Genomic DNA, 15,089 nt, shown 5'->3' on the forward strand with positions numbered 1-15,089 from the left:
GACGTCCCGCATCACTTCGTCAGATAGGCCCCGGCGAAGATGTTGTTGCCGAGCGGGATCTGGACGAAGCCCTGCACATTCTTGCGCAGCGCCACCGGATAGGGCGTCTCGTACAGGTACAGGATCGGGCCGGACTCCGCGTAGATCTTCTGGATCCGCGCGTATTCCTCGGCCCGCTTCTTGGCGTCGCTCTCCTTCTGCGAAGTCTCGAACAGCGTGTCGACCTCGGTGTTCTTCCAGCCCGAATGCAGGGCATCGATCACCGGCGAATAGGCGAAGTAGGAGGCGATCTGGCTGGGGTCGTTGATATCGTTGGTCCAGGCCGACATCCGCATCGAGAAATCGCCCTTGCGGTAGCGGTCGGTCCGGGTGGCGTTGTCGAGCTGCTCGATCTCCAGCTTCACCCCGACCGCGGCCCACATCTGCTGCACCGCGGCGCCGATGCCGAGCTCGTCCTGGTTGCCCGCTATCGCCATCACCTTGGTGCTGAAGCCGTCGCCGTAGCCCGCCTCCTGCAGCAGCTGCTTCGCCTTGGCGGCGTCGTACGGATACAGCGGCGCATCGCCGGAATGGTACAGCGTGGTCGACGACATGAACGAGGTCTGCGGCGTGCCGACGCCATGGGTGACGATCTGGATGATCGCGTCCTTGTCGACCGCGTAGTTCAGCGCCTGGCGCACCTTCTCGTTGGCCAGCGGGTTGTCGCTGCCGTCGGTCAGCTTGGGCCGGACGTTCATGGTGATGAACTGCACCCGGGTCGACGGATACAGCTGCATCTGCAGGTCGGCATCGCCCTTCAGCTCGGCGACCCGCGCATAGGGAATGAACTCGGCACCGTCCAGCTCGCCCGACTGCAGCTTCAGGATGCGGGTGGCGTCGTCCGGGATGATCTCGAAATCGACCGCGTCGAGATAGGGCAGGGGCTTGCCGTCCTCACCCGGCTTCCAGTAGTGGGGGTTGCGCACCAGCCGCATCGACGACCCGCGCTCCCACTTCTCGAACATGAACGGGCCGGAGCCGACCGGATGCTCGGCGAAGGCATGCGCCTTCTCGTCGTCGGTGGCGCCCGGCGTGGCCTCGAAGGCGGCCTTCGGCATGATCGCGGTGTTGAAGGTCGACAGCGCGGCGATGATCGTCGGGTCCGGGTGCTGCAATTTCAGCACCACGGTCGTCGGGTCCTGCACCGTCACGTCGCCGATCGAGGCGATCAGGCTGTTCCAGATGCCGTTCTTCGGGTTGCGCGCCCGGTCCAGCGACCATTTCACGTCCTCGGCCGTGATCGGCTTGCCGTCCGAGAACTTGGTGCCCTCGCGCAGGGTCAGGGTGACCGAAAGGCCGTCGTCGGAGATCTTCCAGGCCGTGGCCAGACCAGGCTCCACCGACATCCCGTCGGCCGATGGCTGCAGCAGCGTGTCGTACAGATTGGTCAGGATCCAGATGTCGACATTGGCGTCGTTCAGCACCGGGTCCAGGAACAGGCTGTCGGCGTAGCGCCCGTACCGCATCTCGCCGCCGCGCTCGACCGCCAGCGCCCCCGCGCTCGTCCCGGCCAGCAAAACCGCCGCCACGGCTGCCTTCAGCAGCATTTTCATCGCGACCTCCACTGTTGTTTGAAGCCCCTCCCGGGTCGCCATGTGTTCTGGCGTATTAGTACGCTACCGCCAGGGTGGCGAGAGAGTCAATCAACGTTGGAAGCACCTGATACAGAAACAAATGCAACATCTTGGATGCAATTTGGAAACCACGTTGCGGCCCCTCGAACGAGTGTGCTAGTGGACTGATACAGGAGAATCCTGTCCCATGAAGCTGCAGATCGACCGCGAGCTGCCGGTACCCCTCGGGCTCCAGGTCAAGGGCCTGATCGAATACGGCATCGCCTGCGGCGAGCTGAGCCCGGGCGAGCGGCTGCCCTCGGTGCGCGAGCTGGCGGAGTCGCTGGCGGTGGCGCCGATGACGGTGGCCCTGGTCTATCGCGGCCTGCGCGAGGCCGGGCTGATCGAGACCCGCCGCGGCCGCGGCAGCTTCGTCGCCGAAAGCGGCGAACCGCGCCGACGGCCCCGCACCGAGATCGCCGAGATCCAGCGCCGGCTCGACCATCTGATCGACGATGCCGTGGCGATCGGGCTGACCCCGGCCGACCTGACCGGCATGGTCCAGGCTCGCCTGTCGCAACGCCGGCCGCGGCGGCCGGCGCGCAGCGTCGTCATGCTCGGCCTGTTCCGCGACGCCACCCGCGCCTATGCCGCGGCGATCCAGGCCCGGCTGCCGGCCGGCACGACGGTGCAGCCGCTGACCATGGACGAGCTGCGCGGCGACGAATCGGCGCGCCGCCGGGCGGCGGAGGCCGAGCTGGTGGTGACCTTCCCCAACCGCCAGCGCGAGGCGGCCGCCCTGCTGCCGGACAGCCGGGTGATGGCGATCCGCTTCATCCCGTCGGAGGAGACGCGCCGCGCCCTGGCCGGGCTGGACCCGCTGGCCCGCCTCGGCATCGCCTCGCGCTTCGCCGATTTCCTGCCGATCATGAAATCCGGGGTGCAGCGCTTCGCCCCGCATGTCCGTCAGGTCGCCGGCGCCGCGCTGGGCACCCCGGCGCTCGACACCGTGATCGACCAGTCCGACGTCATGGTGCTGTCGACCGGCGCCGAGAGCGTGCTGCCCCGGCTGCGTCCCGGGGTCCGGGCGATCGAGTACCGGCACAGCCCGGACCCGGTCGATGTCGACCAGCAGATCGTCCCGCTGCTCTCGCCGCACGACGAGGGCGCCGTGGAACCGCAGGAGGCTTTGTCGTGAAGATCAGCGAGATGAACTGGAGCCAGGTCGAGGCGTATCTGCAGCGCGACGACCGCGCCGTGCTGCCGCTGGGCAGCACCGAGCAGCATGCGGGGCTGAGCCTGTCGGTCGACAGCATCCTCAGCGAGCGGGTCGGGGCCGAGGCGGCGGAGCCGCTGGGCGTGCCGGTGTTCCCGGTCGTGGCCTACGGCATCACCCCCTATTTCCTGGCCTATCCCGGCACGGTCAGCCTGCGGGTCGAGACCTATGCCCGGCTGGTGCAGGACATCCTGGACAGCCTGCACCGCGCCGGCTTCCGCCGCATCCTGATCGTCAACGGCCATGGCGGCAACCAGCCGGCCCAGTCGGTGGCGACCGAATGGATGACCGGCCATCCGGGCACCGCGGTGAAGTTCCACAACTGGTGGAACGCGCCGGAGACCTGGGCCAAGGTGCAGGCGATCGACAGCCAGGCTTCGCACGCCTCCTGGATGGAGAACTTCCCCTGGACCCGGCTGGCCGGGGTCGAGCTGCCGACCCAGCGCAAGCCGATGATCGATTTCGCCCGGATGCGGGTGATGGATCCCGAGGCCGTGCGGCGCTATCTCGGCGACGGCAATTTCGGCGGCTACTACCAGCGCCCGGACGAGGAGACGCAGGCGATCTGGGACGTGGCGGTGGCGGAGACCCGGGCCCTGATCGAGGGGCCCTGGGCATGAGCGGATCCCCGCCGATCCTGATCTGGGGCGCCGGCGCCATCGGCGGCACGGTCGGCGCCGCCCTGCTGCGCTCCGGGGTGGACGTGCTGTTCGTCGACCAGGTTGCGGAGCATGTCGCGGCGATCAACGACCGCGGCCTGAGCATCACCGGCCCGATCGCCGAATACACGGTGCCGGCGCGCGCGGTCACGCCGGACGCGGTCGTGGGCGAATTCGACCGCATCTTCCTCTGCGTCAAGGCGCACCACACCGAGGCGGCGATCGAGGCCGTGGCCCCGCATCTGGCCCGCTGCGGCTATGTCGCCTCGCTGCAGAACGGGCTGAACGAGCGGGTGATCGCCGCCCGGATCGACAAGGCCCGCACCCTCGGCTGCTTCGTCAATTTCGGCGCCGACTACATCGAGCCCGGCGTGATCCTCCACGGCGGCCGCGGCGCGGTCGTGATCGGCGAGCTGGACGGCCAGCGCACGGCGCGGATCGAGCAGCTGCACGGCCTGCTGCGCCGGTTCGAGCCACAGGCCGTGCTGACCGACAACATCTGGGGCTATCTCTGGGGCAAGCTGATCTATGGCGCGCTGCTGTTCGCCACGGCCGTGACCCCGGACTCCATCGCCGACGTGCTGGCGGCGCCGCGGTACCGGCCGGTGCTGACCCGGCTGGGGCTGGAGGTCGGCGCCGTCGCCGCGGCGGAGGGGATCCGGCCCGAGGCCTTCGACGGCTTCGACCCCACGGCCTTCCGCCCCGGCGCGCCGGCGGAGGCGACCGAGCGGTCCTTCGCCGACATGGTGGCGCACAACCGCCGCTCCGCGAAAAGCCATTCCGGCATCTGGCGCGACCTGGCGGTGCGCCGCCGTCCGACCGAGGTCGACGCCCAGCTCGGCCCGATCGTCGAGATCGGGGCGCAGCACGGCGTGCCGACCCCGATCACGGCGCGGCTGATCGCGCTGGTGCACGACATCGAGGCCGGGCGGCGCGAGATGGCGCTGGCCCTGCTGGACGAACTCGAGACAGTTTCCGCCTGAGCGGGAGACGAAGATGACCCAGGATTTCACCGGCCGGACCGTGATCGTGACCGGTGCCGCCCATGGCTTCGGCCGGGCCATCGCCGCCGCCTTCGCCGGGCGTGGCGCGCGGGTCTGGGCCTGCGACGTGCTGGCGGAGGAGTTGGCCGAGACCGGGCGGCTGATCGGGCCGGAGGGGGCGGTGCGCGCCGTCGACGTCACCGACCGCGGCGCGGTCCAGGCGCTGGTGGCGGAGGCCGAGGCGTCCACTGGCTCAGTGGACGTGCTGGTCAACAATGCCGGCGGCGTGCTCGGCCAGGTCGGCCGGCCGATCGAGGAGATCGGGCCCGACGCCTGGCAGGCGATCTTCGACGTCAACCTGTCCGGCGCGTTCTGGTGCGCCCAGGCGGTGGCGCCTGGCATGAAACGCAAGGGCGGCGGCCGCATCGTCAACATCTCCAGCGGCGCCGGGCTCGGCATCAGCCTGACCGGAATCCAGGCCTATGCCAGCGCCAAGGCCGGGCAGATCGGCCTGACCCGGCAGCTGGCGCATGAGCTGGGGGCCTGGGGCATCACCGTGAACAATGTCGCGCCCGGCTTCGTCCGCTCCAACCCGACGTCGGAGCGGCAATGGCAGGCGATGGGCGAGGCCGGGCAGGCCCGGCTGATGGGCGTGATCGCGCTGCGGCGCCTCGGAACGGTCGACGACATCGCCAATGCCGTGCTGTTCTTCGCCTCCGATTCGGCCGGCTGGATCAGCGGCCAGGTGCTGAGCGTGGACGGAGGCAAATGAGCGCGATCGAAACCCTGCTGCTGGACCGGTTCGAGCGTCATGTCGATGAGCTGAAGCAGTACTGCTCGATCCCGAGCGTCAGCACCGATCCCACCTACAAGCCGGAGATTGAGCGGGCGGCCCGCTTCGTCGCCGACCGCATGCAACGCGCGGGGCTGGAGCGGGTCGAGATCCTGCCGACCGAGGGCCATCCCGCGGTCGTGGCGGAATGGTGCCACGCCCCGGGCGCGCCGACCGTGCTGGTCTACGGCCATTACGACGTGCAGCCGCCCGATCCGGTGGAGCTGTGGACCTCGCCGCCCTTCGCGCCCGAGATCCGCGACGGCCGCCTCTACGCCCGCGGCGCCTCGGACGACAAGGGGCCGTCGCTGATCCCGATCCTGGTGGCCGAGGCCTTCCTGGAGCGTGACGGCGGCCTGCCGGTGAACCTGAAGTTCCTGTTCGAGGGCGAGGAGGAATGCGGCAGCGCCCATCTCGAGGCGCTGGTGGCGGCCGAGGCGAAGCGGCTGGCGGCCGATGTGGTGCTGTCGGCCGACGGGGCAATGTGGCGGCCCGATTTGCCGACCGTCACCGTCGCCAGCCGCGGCATGCTGGCGCTGGAGCTGGAGCTGCACGGCGCCGGCAAGGACCTGCATTCCGGCCGGCACGGCGGCAGCGCGCCCAACCCGCTGCCCGCCCTGGCCCGGCTGCTGGCGACGCTGCATGACGAGGCCGGCGAGGTCGCGGTCGAAGGCTTCCACGACGGCATCACCCCGCCCGATCCCAAGCTGATCGAGGCCATCCAGGCCTCCGGCTTCGACCCGCAGGGCTATTTCGCCGCGATCGGCGCGGCGGCGCCGCAGCCGATGCCCTCGGCCGAGGAGCTGCTGGTCCGGCAGTGGCTGAAGCCGACGCTGGAGCTGAACGGCATCACCGGCGGCTATGGCGGGCCCGGCACCAAGACGGTGATCCCGGCCAAGGCGGGGGCCAAGATCTCCTGCCGCCTGGTCGCCGGCCAGGACCCGGAGCGGGTGTTCGCCGCCATCGATGCGCATCTGCGCCAGTACGCCCCGGCCGGCTATCGCCTGGAGATCCGCCGCCACGGCCCCGGCTCGCCGGCCTTCGCCCTGCCGGCCGACCAGCCGGTGCTGGCGCTGACCGAGGCGGTGCTGGGCGAGCTGTTCGGCCAGCCGCCGCTGCGGGTGGCGATGGGCGCGACCATCCCGATCGGCGCCGTGTTCCGCCGCGTGCTGGGGATCGAGACGGTGTTCTTCAGTTTCTCGACCGCCGACGAGGACTACCACTCGCCGAACGAGTTCTTCCGGCTGGAGCGGTTCCGCGACGGCCTGGTCGGCTGGGCCCGCCTGCTGCCGCGCCTGGCCGGGCACAGCCCGGGCTGAGTGGGCGGCCGAAACGGAAAGGGCGGAGAAACGGCTGTCCGTCTCTCCGCCCTCGACATCTGGTCAGTCGGGAAACCTGCGGCGTTCCGCGGTTCCAATCTTGGTAGCTGGGGAGAGCTACCGCTGTTCCGCCCACTGGGATTATCTACGCTTTCGCTTCCGATGGTGCGCCCAAACGGACCCCGAACTCGCTCATCAATTGGAGGCGGCCTCTATCGCCAGATCGTTGGAGAGAGGTGCTGACTGCTGAATTCCGGACTTTCGAACGAGCGGCGGCAGCTCGTCACTCTCGATACCCGATCCGAGCCATCCTTTGATCTTCTGCCAGAAACTACGGGTCGAACAGCCGTGGTGACGTGGCCGATCAGGTAGGAGGGGGCAAAGAAGAGAAATGGCTCCTCTTCGTGAAAGCATATCGAACGATGTGCTGAGCCCGGATGCTGGATTGCGGCCTATCCTGGAGGAGGTCAGACGGTCGGAGTAGGCGGCCTCCCGTGTCGACAGTCCCTCCGCTATCGCCTCGATCACCCGGCCCCGAAGGTCTGCACTCGGGCTCCGCGTCATCCTCATCAACCCGGGAAAACTGAATCAGACCGCGACCCTCACTGGAATCCCCTTTCCGACTCCGCGTTCAACGAAACTGCTCTAGATCGCCTGTGTGGATCTCCCCAGCTTGAATTCACTCCTGACCACGCGCCTTAAAGGTCGGGATGGTCCGGCGGCGGTCATCTCCAGGATATTCAGTACTCCGCTCGCGATCTCGCGATAAGGATGGGCAATCGTGGTCAATGGCGGTGACAGGAGCTTGGCGATGCTGTCGTCGTAACCGATGATTGAAAGATCCTGCGGCACGCTGATGCCGAAGTCGTGCGCCGCCTGCAGAATTCCGGCAGCCAATACATCCGACCCCACGACAAGCGCGGTGGGGCAATCCCTCTCGCGCAGCAGCTGCTGCGCAAACTGATAGCCACTCAGAGTGCCGCCGCTGATATCGGAATCGTACGGAATAACGAAGACCGGACACTGGGCCGGATCCAGCCCCATCGCTCCACCGAATGTCCGGAATGCATGAACCCGCCTGTCTTCGACGCTCTTCCCGCGCTGCGGCGAAGCCTGGGTGCTGCGATGCCCGCCAACATATCCGATTCGTCGGTGATTCAATTGCAGGAGATGTTCAAGGGCGCGCTCGAAACCGGGCTCGGGGTCAATCGCGACGCAATGGGCGCCGACGATGACATCGCGCTCTATTTGTATGATCGGAACCCCGGCGTCCTTCACGAAGGCAAAGTTTCCGGCATCGAACGGGTGGCAAACGATGACAGCCTCAACGCTGTGGTCGAGAAAGTGCCGCAAACCGTCTCTCTCGACAGCGGAATCAAACTCGTGGTCAACGGTCAGCAATGAAAATCCAGCCGCCGCCGCCTGCGTCCGAACAGCGTGGGCCACATTTGTGAAATACGGATTGCTCGTCGCGGAATCGAGCGAAATCCCGAGTGTGTAACTTCGCTGGGTGCGGAGCCCGCGCGCCTGCATATTGGGCCGATATCCGACCTTCTCCGCGGCGAGCAGGACCCGCTGCCGATTTTCCGCCGATGCGTATCCGCTGGAGTGAAGCACCCTCGATGCCGTCGAGGGCGAAACACCCGCTTCACGCGCAACGTCGGCCATCGTGGCTTTAGGTCTCATCATCATTCCCTATCTATCCAGCTTCCGACGGTGCGTAAACCTCTTGCCCGGCGCACCCGCTTATGCAAATGTGGTGACGTCACCATGCGGCGGACCAGGCACGGTTCGCCGCTCTTTTGGCCGTCATGTGGTGACGTCACCATACAACGAGATCCTGTCGCCGCCACCGTCCGGGATCAGAGCAGGAAACCGCAGGGAGGGAGCGTCTGATGAAGGTCAATGCGGACCGGTCCGGCCTGTCGCGCCGCACGCTGATTCAGGCGGTCCTTGCCGGGTCCGTCGGTGCGGCAGGCATCCCCCGGGCGGTGGCGGCGGGGCCGGTCGAGATCGATTTCTGGGACATGTCCTGGGGTCCACAAGAGTATCTCGGTGCCGCGGAACAGCTGGTCTCTGAATTCAACTCGACGCAATCGGACATCAGGGTCAGGTACCGGTCCGTGGCTTGGGACAGTTGGTACGAGACCTACGTGATGGCCATCGCCGCCGACAGCGCTCCCGATATCTCAACCGGCGGTGGATTCCAGGCGGTTCAGTTCCATTCCATGGGAGCGATCTATCCCCTGGACGAATTGTTCACCGAGATGGAGGCGGATGGTTCGATCCGGGACTATCCGGCAGCCGCGCTCGAGACCGTCAAATTCGACGGACACTACATCGCGCTGCCCTGGGCGAACGACATTCGAACCTTCCTCTATCGGAAGGACCTTCTGGACGCCGCCGGGGTGTCACCGCCGACCACATGGGAAGAGTTCCGGCAAGCGGCCAGAACACTGACCAAAGACGGCAAGTACGGCATCGCTTCATCCGGCGACACCAGTGGAGTCCATTGGATACTCACGGTTGCCCTCAACAACGGCGGGGGATTGTTCGACCAGGATCGGAAGCCCGCCATCACCGGTGACCGAACGATGGAGGCGTTGCAGTTTCTGCATGCGCTGGTCCAAGACGGCTCGGTCAATCCTTCGTCTGCCGGCTACTCGAGTGATGATGCGTTCGGCGCATTCATGAGAGGGGACGCGGCGTTCATTTTGGACAATCCAAGCGTGCCGGACTTCAACGGCGCGCCCAAGGACAAAATCGGCGTACTTCCGCCGTTGAAGGCGCCACACGGCGACTATGGCACAGCCAATTTCACAAACAACATCATGGTGTACAAGCAATCCAAGCATCCCAAGGAGACACTGCAGTTTCTGAAGTGGTGGTCTCAAAAACAGTTGCCGCTTTGGACCGCCGGCCATGCTGGCGTCCTGCCGGTGCGTAAATCGCTCCTGCAGAGCGAGTTCTTCCAGAGCAATCCCACCATAAAGTATACGATCGACAAATATGTGCCGATCGGCAAGCCGATGTACGCCAATGCGAGTGAAATATTCCCGCAGATGAATGAGGTCGATGGCGATGGCTTCCTTCGCACCCTGATTCAGAGGATCTGGCAGGGCGAAGAGCCGGGAGAACCCGCCGCCGATGCCCAGGCTCACCTCCTGGAGATCATGGGCAAATGACGGACCTCTCGCTGCCCGGACCGATATCGCTTCGGCGGCGCTTCAGGACCGCCGTCTCGAGGGAGAACGCCACGGCCCTCCTGATGCTCCTGCCGTCGCTCGTCTTGCTGATCCTGGTCATCGCCTATCCGATGGCGAGAGGATTTGTGTACACGCTCTATGATGGATCGCTTCTGGCCACCGGCCGGTTCGTCGGGCTCGGAAACTATTACAAGCTGTTCATGGATCCGGCATTTTGGCATGCTGTATCCTTCAGCTTCTTGTTTGCGATCTGCAATATCTTCGGCTGCTATACGATCGGCCTTGGTTTCGCTCTCTTATTGAACAAAGACTTCCCGGGAAGAGGCATAGTTCGAGTTCTCCTTTTGCTGCCGTGGACCATTCCCTCGCTGGTTGCTGTTGTCAGCTGGCGGTGGATGGTTGCGGATCAGGATGCCCTGATCAACAGGATCGTCACTGCATTTGGCGCGGATCCGATCCTGTTCCTGTCCAACGGCTCCTGGACGATCGTCGTCGTCATCGTGGTCAAGATCTGGGCCAGTTTCCCGTTCATGATGCTCTCGCTCCTGGCCGCTCTGCAGTCAGTCGATCGGACGCTGTACGAAGCGGCGAAGATCGACGGCGCCTCGAGCTGGCATGCATTTCGCTACGTGACGTTCCCGGGGATCCGGAGCGTCTCGGTCGTTCTTTGCCTGCTGATGGCGATCTGGACGGTCAACGACTTCGACACGCCCTGGCTGCTGGCCAGGGGTGGGCCGGCGGACGCCACCCAGAACCTCGTCGTGATGGCCTACCGCTATACCTTCGCCAGGAACAACGTGGGGATGGGCGCGACCATTTCGTTCGTGACCTTGTTCGCCTTGATGGCCCTCTTCGCCCTGGTGCTTCGAGCGACCCGGAGATCGTCGGATGCGAAATAGTACCTCCCGGCAGGGCTGGCGCCATACCGGCATCGGATTTGCGCTCGCCGCCATCGTCAACATCCCCGTCGTGCTGGTGGTTCTGAACTCGCTGAAGCCCGCCAGCCAGGCGCAGTCCAGCTCGCGTCTGTTGCCGGACCACATCGATTTCGCCAACTACCTGTTCCTGATCGAGTCCACGCCGTTTTTCACGTATCTCCGGAACTCCCTGGTCATCGCCCTCGGATCTGCGGCGTTGTGTCTGCCCGCGGCGGTTCTGGGCGGGTACGCCCTGTCCAGATTCAGGAATCGCCTGCTGTCCGGCTACTCCACCGCTTTGTTCGCGGTCCAGATATTCCCGATTGTGCTCGCTCTGATCCCGCTGTTCATACTTTTTCGCGAGGCAGGGCTTATTGATACGCCAGTTCCCGTAATCATCGTGTATTCGGTTCTGAGCCTGCCTTTCGTTACATGGATGGCGCGATCGTATTTCGACACGATTCCCAGAGAGCTGGAGGAGGCCGCGCTCATGGATGGCTGCGGTCATTTCCGGGCGTTCTGGAGGGTGGTGCTTCCCCTGGCTGGTCCCGGCGTTGCAGCGTCGGCGATCTTCGCGTTCCTGATGGCCTACAACGAGTTCTTCGTCGCCAACGTGTTCCTGAGAACGCGCGACGTAATGACGCTTCCCGTCGGCATCCAGATGTTCATGCAACAGTTCTCGACGGATTGGGGAAGCCTGACGGCGGCGGAGACGCTGACCATGGCGCCGACACTGGTCCTTTTCCTGTTCGTCCAGAGGTTCATCACCCATGGCGCCGTCGCCGGCGCGGTGAAGGGATAGAACCATGGCGAGAATTCTGAATGTCGGAGTGGTCGGCTGTGGTGAAGCTGCCCAGCTTCTTCACCTGCCGACCCTGCGGGAGCTGCCGGATCTCTTCAAGGTTTCCGCACTCTCGGACCCCAGCCCGATGGTCCTCGACGGTGTGGCGGGCAGGACCCCCGGGGCCGTCTCGTATACGACGCCGGATGACCTTCTGAGGGATCCGGCAGTGGACGTGGTGCTCATTGCGAGCCCGCATGTGTTCCACGCTCAGATGGTCCTGATGGCCATGCAGGCCGGGAAGCATATCCTGGTCGAGAAGCCGATGTGCCTGACGGTTGCCGAGGCGGACGCGCTTGTGGAGGCCGAGGCGAAGCACGGCGTCGTGGCGCAGGTTGGCTATCAGCGTCGCCACGCTCCGGCGTTCGAGGACGCCGTCAGGCGGGTGCAGCGCCTTGCGGGGCGCATCAACCTGGCCAGGGTGCATGACGTCATCGGTGCGAACCAGGCGTTCATCCGCTCAACGACACCCGCCATCAAGGGAACTGATGTTCCCAGCGCGCTCGTCCATCGAGCAAATGCGCTGCTTGCCGAAAAGACTTTCGAAGCGATCGGCATCGCCGAAGGCCCGCTGGCCGCCGCCTACGGATTCCTTCTCGGGCTGTCCAGCCATGATATATCGGCCATGCGCGAGCTGTTGGGCATGCCCCGCCGAGTGCTTTACGCGACCTGCCGGCGCCGGGCATCGTTTCTTTCCGCCGCCTTCGACTATGGCGACTTCATATGCCAGTTTGAAACCGGCGTCGATTCCATCGCCAGGTTCGACGCCCATCTGGAAGTCTTCACCGAGGACGCGGTCATCCGCGTCGAGTACGACACCCCCTATATTCGCCATCTGCCGGCAACCCTTCGCGTCACCGGGTCGAATTCCGAGTTCGGTGTCACGCGATCGGAAGGCTTCAGTGCTCGAACCGATACGGTCGCGATCGAGTGGCGTCGGCTTCACACGCACATCTGCAGGGACGAGCGGCCGAAATGCTCTCTCGCAGATGCTCGCAACGACCTGGTGATCTTCCGCGATGTGATTTCCGCGATGAAGACAGCCGAAGGATGATCGGGCAAATGTCCAGGAATTCACCGCCGGAATTGATCATCACCTATGGGATGATGTCCATCGTCTGCCGAGCCGTCGTCGACCAGTCGGCGATGAGGTGCGGATCGCCTTCAAGTCTGGAGCGCAGCGCCGGATCCTCCTCCAGCAATTGGATGGCAAGGCTTCTCTCCGTCGTCGCCGAATTCGCAACCAGGGGTGTCCGTGGTTCGAATGTCTCGACCCATCGACAGTAAACCCCGGTCTACGACCGACGTCCCCAGTTCGCGCCAGAAGGGAACTTCCATGAGCAAGAGATACGAACTGTCGTTCCAGCTGTATTCCGCCAGAGCCTTTCCGCCCCTGGCCGACCAGCTGCGATATCTGGCGGAACTCGGCTACACGAATGTGGAGTCGTTCGGCGGGTTGTATGCCGAGGCGGACCGGTTCAGGGCCCTGCTTCAGGAATACGGTCTGACGGTGCGGAGCGGTCACTTCGATCTTCCGATGATCGAGGCGGATCCGCCCCGTGCCATCGATCTGGCGCACAGCCTGGGGACGGAGATCGTCGTGGCACCCTGGCTGGACGGCCCGGACCGACCGAAGGATGCCGCCGGGTGGAAGGCATTCGGCGAGCGCCTGGCGCGCCTCGACGAAGTCTTCGCTTCCTCTGGCCTTGCGTTTGCCTGGCACAATCATGATTTTGAGCTGCTGCCCCTGCCTGACGATACGCTCCCGATCGAACATCTTCTCGACAACAGCTCGGTCAAGCTCGAGCTTGATCTGGCGTGGGTGGTTCGCGCCGGGCATGATCCGGTGACCTGCCTCGAGCGATACTCGGACAGGATCGCGGTGGTCCATCTCAAGGACGTGGCGCCGGCGGGGCAGAAGCTCGAAGAGGATGGCTGGGCTTACCCAGGCGACGGGATTCTCGACTGGTCCTCGATCTGGCCGGCCATCCGACGCACGAATGCCGGACTTGCGATCCTCGAGCATGACCGCCCCACCGATTGGCGTGACTTCGCGGAGAAGGGGGCCGCGGCGGTTCGCGACGAGTTGCGCGGATAGCTGGCCGACGAACGTTCCACCAGCCGTCGCCGGAGAGCTGCGAGATGCTGAAGATTTTCGCGTCGTCCGTCCCGCACGAGTTCCCCGGGGCGCGCGAACGACTCGCTACCCGCGGAATCTTCCTGATTGCCGCACTGCCCACGGCCGCATGGGCGCCGCTGATTCCCTTGGTCAAGGAGCGGCTGGGGCTGAATGACGGGTCATTGGGGCTCATGCTCCTGTGTCTCGGTCTCGGAGCGCTGGCCGCGATGCCGATCACGGCAGCCCTGACCTCGCGGATCGGGCTCCGCCGCGTGATCACAGTCGCGGCAGCGGTCGTCCTGCTGGTCTTTCCGACACTTGCCGTGATTGACACATTGCCCGGCATGGCCGTTGCCCTCGTGGTGTTCGGCGGCGCCTTGGGGACCGTCGACGTCGCCATGAACCTCCAGGCCGTGGTCGTGGAACGCGAGAGCAAAAGACCCCTGATGTCCGGGTTCCACGGCATGTGGAGCGTGGGCGGCATTGTCGGGGCCGGGATGATGAGCTTTCTGTTGTCCTGCGGAATTTCCGCTGTAGCCGCGAGTTGCATCGTCAGCGGAGCCTTCCTTCTCTGCCTCGCCTTCATCGTGCCAGGGCTGCTCCCCTTGAGGGCTTCGGAAAGCCGGGCGCCATTGTTTGTGAGGCCGAAGGGGATGATCATCTATATCGGCATCATGTGCTTTCTGACATTTCTCGCAGAGCATTCCGTGCTTGATTGGAGTGCGGTGTTCCTGACCTCCCAACGTGGGGCCGATGTTGCCCTGGCGGGCTTGGGATACACGGTGTTTGCCGTGCTCATGACCATCGGGCGGCTCACGGGCGACCGCCTTCGCCAGGCCCTGGGTGAAGCCCGGGTCCTCCTCATTGGGGGTATCGTCGGCGCAGTGGGGCTCTGGATTGTGGTGCTTGCGCCTTCCGTGTCCCTGAATTTGCTCGGCTTCGGCCTGCTGGGAGCAGGGGCGTCAAACATTGTGCCGGTGCTGTATTCCGTCACCGGGCGGACCCGCGTGATGCCGCCCCATCTTGCCCTGACGGCTGTCGCGGCGGTCAGTTATCTGGGCGCTCTGGCCGGGCCTGCGGCGATCGGCTTCCTCGCGCACGCGACCGATCTCGGGGTCTCGTTCGTCGTTCTTTCCTTTGGCCTGCTCCTGATCGCCGGCAGCTCGAAGATCGTGAATCCCCGGTCATGAGGGCAGGCTTGTCTGGTGTTTGGTCGTGGGACGGAAAACGCCGTTGCCAAATCTGGTGGCCGGAAGGCTCCGGGCGCCCCCCGCACCCTCGCAACGACCAGTGGTGAGGATGTGAACCGGGCGGACCGGCTCGCAGCGCAGTGTGCCTGCCGGAG

13 protein-coding genes are annotated in these 15,089 nt (G+C 65.2%); 11 read left to right on the forward strand and 2 right to left on the reverse strand.

Going from position 1 to position 15,089, the window contains the following annotated elements; translation table 11 throughout:
• Positions 1-11 precede the first annotated feature (11 nt).
• The gene (locus ACTOWL_RS05370; protein WP_441320165.1) at positions 12-1,592 is read right to left on the reverse strand and encodes an ABC transporter substrate-binding protein; all 1,581 of its coding nucleotides are present in this window, start codon (positions 1,590-1,592) and stop codon (positions 12-14) included.
• A 208-nt stretch (positions 1,593-1,800) separates the two neighbouring features.
• On the opposite strand from ACTOWL_RS05370, the gene ACTOWL_RS05375 reads away from it, so the two are divergent.
• The 5 genes from ACTOWL_RS05375 to ACTOWL_RS05395 are packed head-to-tail and all read left to right on the forward strand — an operon-like array spanning position 1,801 to position 6,661.
• On the forward strand, positions 1,801-2,790 hold the full coding sequence (locus ACTOWL_RS05375) for a GntR family transcriptional regulator (RefSeq protein ID WP_441320166.1): 990 nt from the start codon (positions 1,801-1,803) through the stop codon (positions 2,788-2,790).
• The gene (locus tag ACTOWL_RS05380; RefSeq protein ID WP_441320167.1) at positions 2,787-3,488 is read left to right on the forward strand and encodes a creatininase family protein; all 702 of its coding nucleotides are present in this window, start codon (positions 2,787-2,789) and stop codon (positions 3,486-3,488) included. The genes ACTOWL_RS05375 and ACTOWL_RS05380 overlap by 4 nt, the downstream gene beginning before the upstream one ends.
• On the forward strand, positions 3,485-4,510 hold the full coding sequence (locus ACTOWL_RS05385; RefSeq protein ID WP_441320168.1) for a ketopantoate reductase family protein: 1,026 nt from the start codon (positions 3,485-3,487) through the stop codon (positions 4,508-4,510). Before ACTOWL_RS05380 ends, ACTOWL_RS05385 begins: the two co-directional genes overlap by 4 nt.
• 13 nt (positions 4,511-4,523) lie before the next feature.
• On the forward strand, positions 4,524-5,282 hold the full coding sequence (locus ACTOWL_RS05390; RefSeq protein ID WP_441320169.1) for an SDR family NAD(P)-dependent oxidoreductase: 759 nt from the start codon (positions 4,524-4,526) through the stop codon (positions 5,280-5,282).
• A complete protein-coding gene (locus tag ACTOWL_RS05395) occupies positions 5,279-6,661 on the forward strand; it encodes a dipeptidase (RefSeq protein ID WP_441320170.1) in 1,383 nt (460 codons plus the stop codon). Before ACTOWL_RS05390 ends, ACTOWL_RS05395 begins: the two co-directional genes overlap by 4 nt.
• 645 nt (positions 6,662-7,306) lie before the next feature.
• Here ACTOWL_RS05395 and ACTOWL_RS05400 read toward each other — a convergent pair.
• Positions 7,307-8,329, reverse strand: a complete 1,023-nt coding sequence (locus ACTOWL_RS05400; RefSeq protein ID WP_441320171.1) for a LacI family DNA-binding transcriptional regulator — start codon at positions 8,327-8,329, stop codon at positions 7,307-7,309.
• Between the two features lie 227 nt (positions 8,330-8,556).
• Here ACTOWL_RS05400 and ACTOWL_RS05405 point away from each other — a divergent pair, with 227 nt between their 5' ends.
• From ACTOWL_RS05405 to ACTOWL_RS05430, 6 genes are all read left to right on the forward strand, one after another.
• Entirely contained in the window at positions 8,557-9,846 is a 1,290-nt protein-coding gene (locus tag ACTOWL_RS05405) for an ABC transporter substrate-binding protein (RefSeq protein ID WP_441320172.1), read from the forward strand.
• Complete coding sequence (locus tag ACTOWL_RS05410; RefSeq protein WP_441320173.1) at positions 9,843-10,766, forward strand: carbohydrate ABC transporter permease; 924 nt, start codon at positions 9,843-9,845, stop codon at positions 10,764-10,766. The genes ACTOWL_RS05405 and ACTOWL_RS05410 overlap by 4 nt, the downstream gene beginning before the upstream one ends.
• A complete protein-coding gene (locus ACTOWL_RS05415; RefSeq protein ID WP_441320174.1) occupies positions 10,756-11,586 on the forward strand; it encodes a carbohydrate ABC transporter permease in 831 nt (276 codons plus the stop codon). The genes ACTOWL_RS05410 and ACTOWL_RS05415 overlap by 11 nt, the downstream gene beginning before the upstream one ends.
• A gap of 4 nt (positions 11,587-11,590) precedes the next feature.
• Positions 11,591-12,679, forward strand: a complete 1,089-nt coding sequence (locus ACTOWL_RS05420) for a Gfo/Idh/MocA family protein (protein WP_441320175.1) — start codon at positions 11,591-11,593, stop codon at positions 12,677-12,679.
• A gap of 282 nt (positions 12,680-12,961) precedes the next feature.
• Complete coding sequence (locus tag ACTOWL_RS05425; RefSeq protein ID WP_441320176.1) at positions 12,962-13,723, forward strand: sugar phosphate isomerase/epimerase family protein; 762 nt, start codon at positions 12,962-12,964, stop codon at positions 13,721-13,723.
• A 44-nt stretch (positions 13,724-13,767) separates the two neighbouring features.
• A complete protein-coding gene (locus ACTOWL_RS05430) occupies positions 13,768-14,934 on the forward strand; it encodes an MFS transporter (RefSeq protein ID WP_441320177.1) in 1,167 nt (388 codons plus the stop codon).
• Positions 14,935-15,089 lie beyond the last annotated feature (155 nt).

Origin of the sequence: Inquilinus sp. CA228, from assembly GCF_052078665.1 — a bacterium.
GTDB lineage: Bacteria > Pseudomonadota > Alphaproteobacteria > DSM-16000 > Inquilinaceae > Inquilinus.

Coding starts and splice junctions, on each gene's coding strand:
- ACTOWL_RS05425 (WP_441320176.1), top strand. CDS start 12,962: ATGAGCAAGAGATACGAACTGTCGTTCCAGCTGTATTCCGCCAGAGCC.
- ACTOWL_RS05410 (WP_441320173.1), top strand. CDS start 9,843: ATGACGGACCTCTCGCTGCCCGGACCGATATCGCTTCGGCGGCGCTTC.
- ACTOWL_RS05370 (WP_441320165.1), bottom strand. CDS start 1,592: ATGAAAATGCTGCTGAAGGCAGCCGTGGCGGCGGTTTTGCTGGCCGGG.
- ACTOWL_RS05375 (WP_441320166.1), top strand. CDS start 1,801: ATGAAGCTGCAGATCGACCGCGAGCTGCCGGTACCCCTCGGGCTCCAG.
- ACTOWL_RS05400 (WP_441320171.1), bottom strand. CDS start 8,329: ATGGCCGACGTTGCGCGTGAAGCGGGTGTTTCGCCCTCGACGGCATCG.
- ACTOWL_RS05395 (WP_441320170.1), top strand. CDS start 5,279: ATGAGCGCGATCGAAACCCTGCTGCTGGACCGGTTCGAGCGTCATGTC.
- ACTOWL_RS05415 (WP_441320174.1), top strand. CDS start 10,756: ATGCGAAATAGTACCTCCCGGCAGGGCTGGCGCCATACCGGCATCGGA.
- ACTOWL_RS05385 (WP_441320168.1), top strand. CDS start 3,485: ATGAGCGGATCCCCGCCGATCCTGATCTGGGGCGCCGGCGCCATCGGC.
- ACTOWL_RS05405 (WP_441320172.1), top strand. CDS start 8,557: ATGAAGGTCAATGCGGACCGGTCCGGCCTGTCGCGCCGCACGCTGATT.
- ACTOWL_RS05430 (WP_441320177.1), top strand. CDS start 13,768: ATGCTGAAGATTTTCGCGTCGTCCGTCCCGCACGAGTTCCCCGGGGCG.
- ACTOWL_RS05420 (WP_441320175.1), top strand. CDS start 11,591: ATGGCGAGAATTCTGAATGTCGGAGTGGTCGGCTGTGGTGAAGCTGCC.
- ACTOWL_RS05390 (WP_441320169.1), top strand. CDS start 4,524: ATGACCCAGGATTTCACCGGCCGGACCGTGATCGTGACCGGTGCCGCC.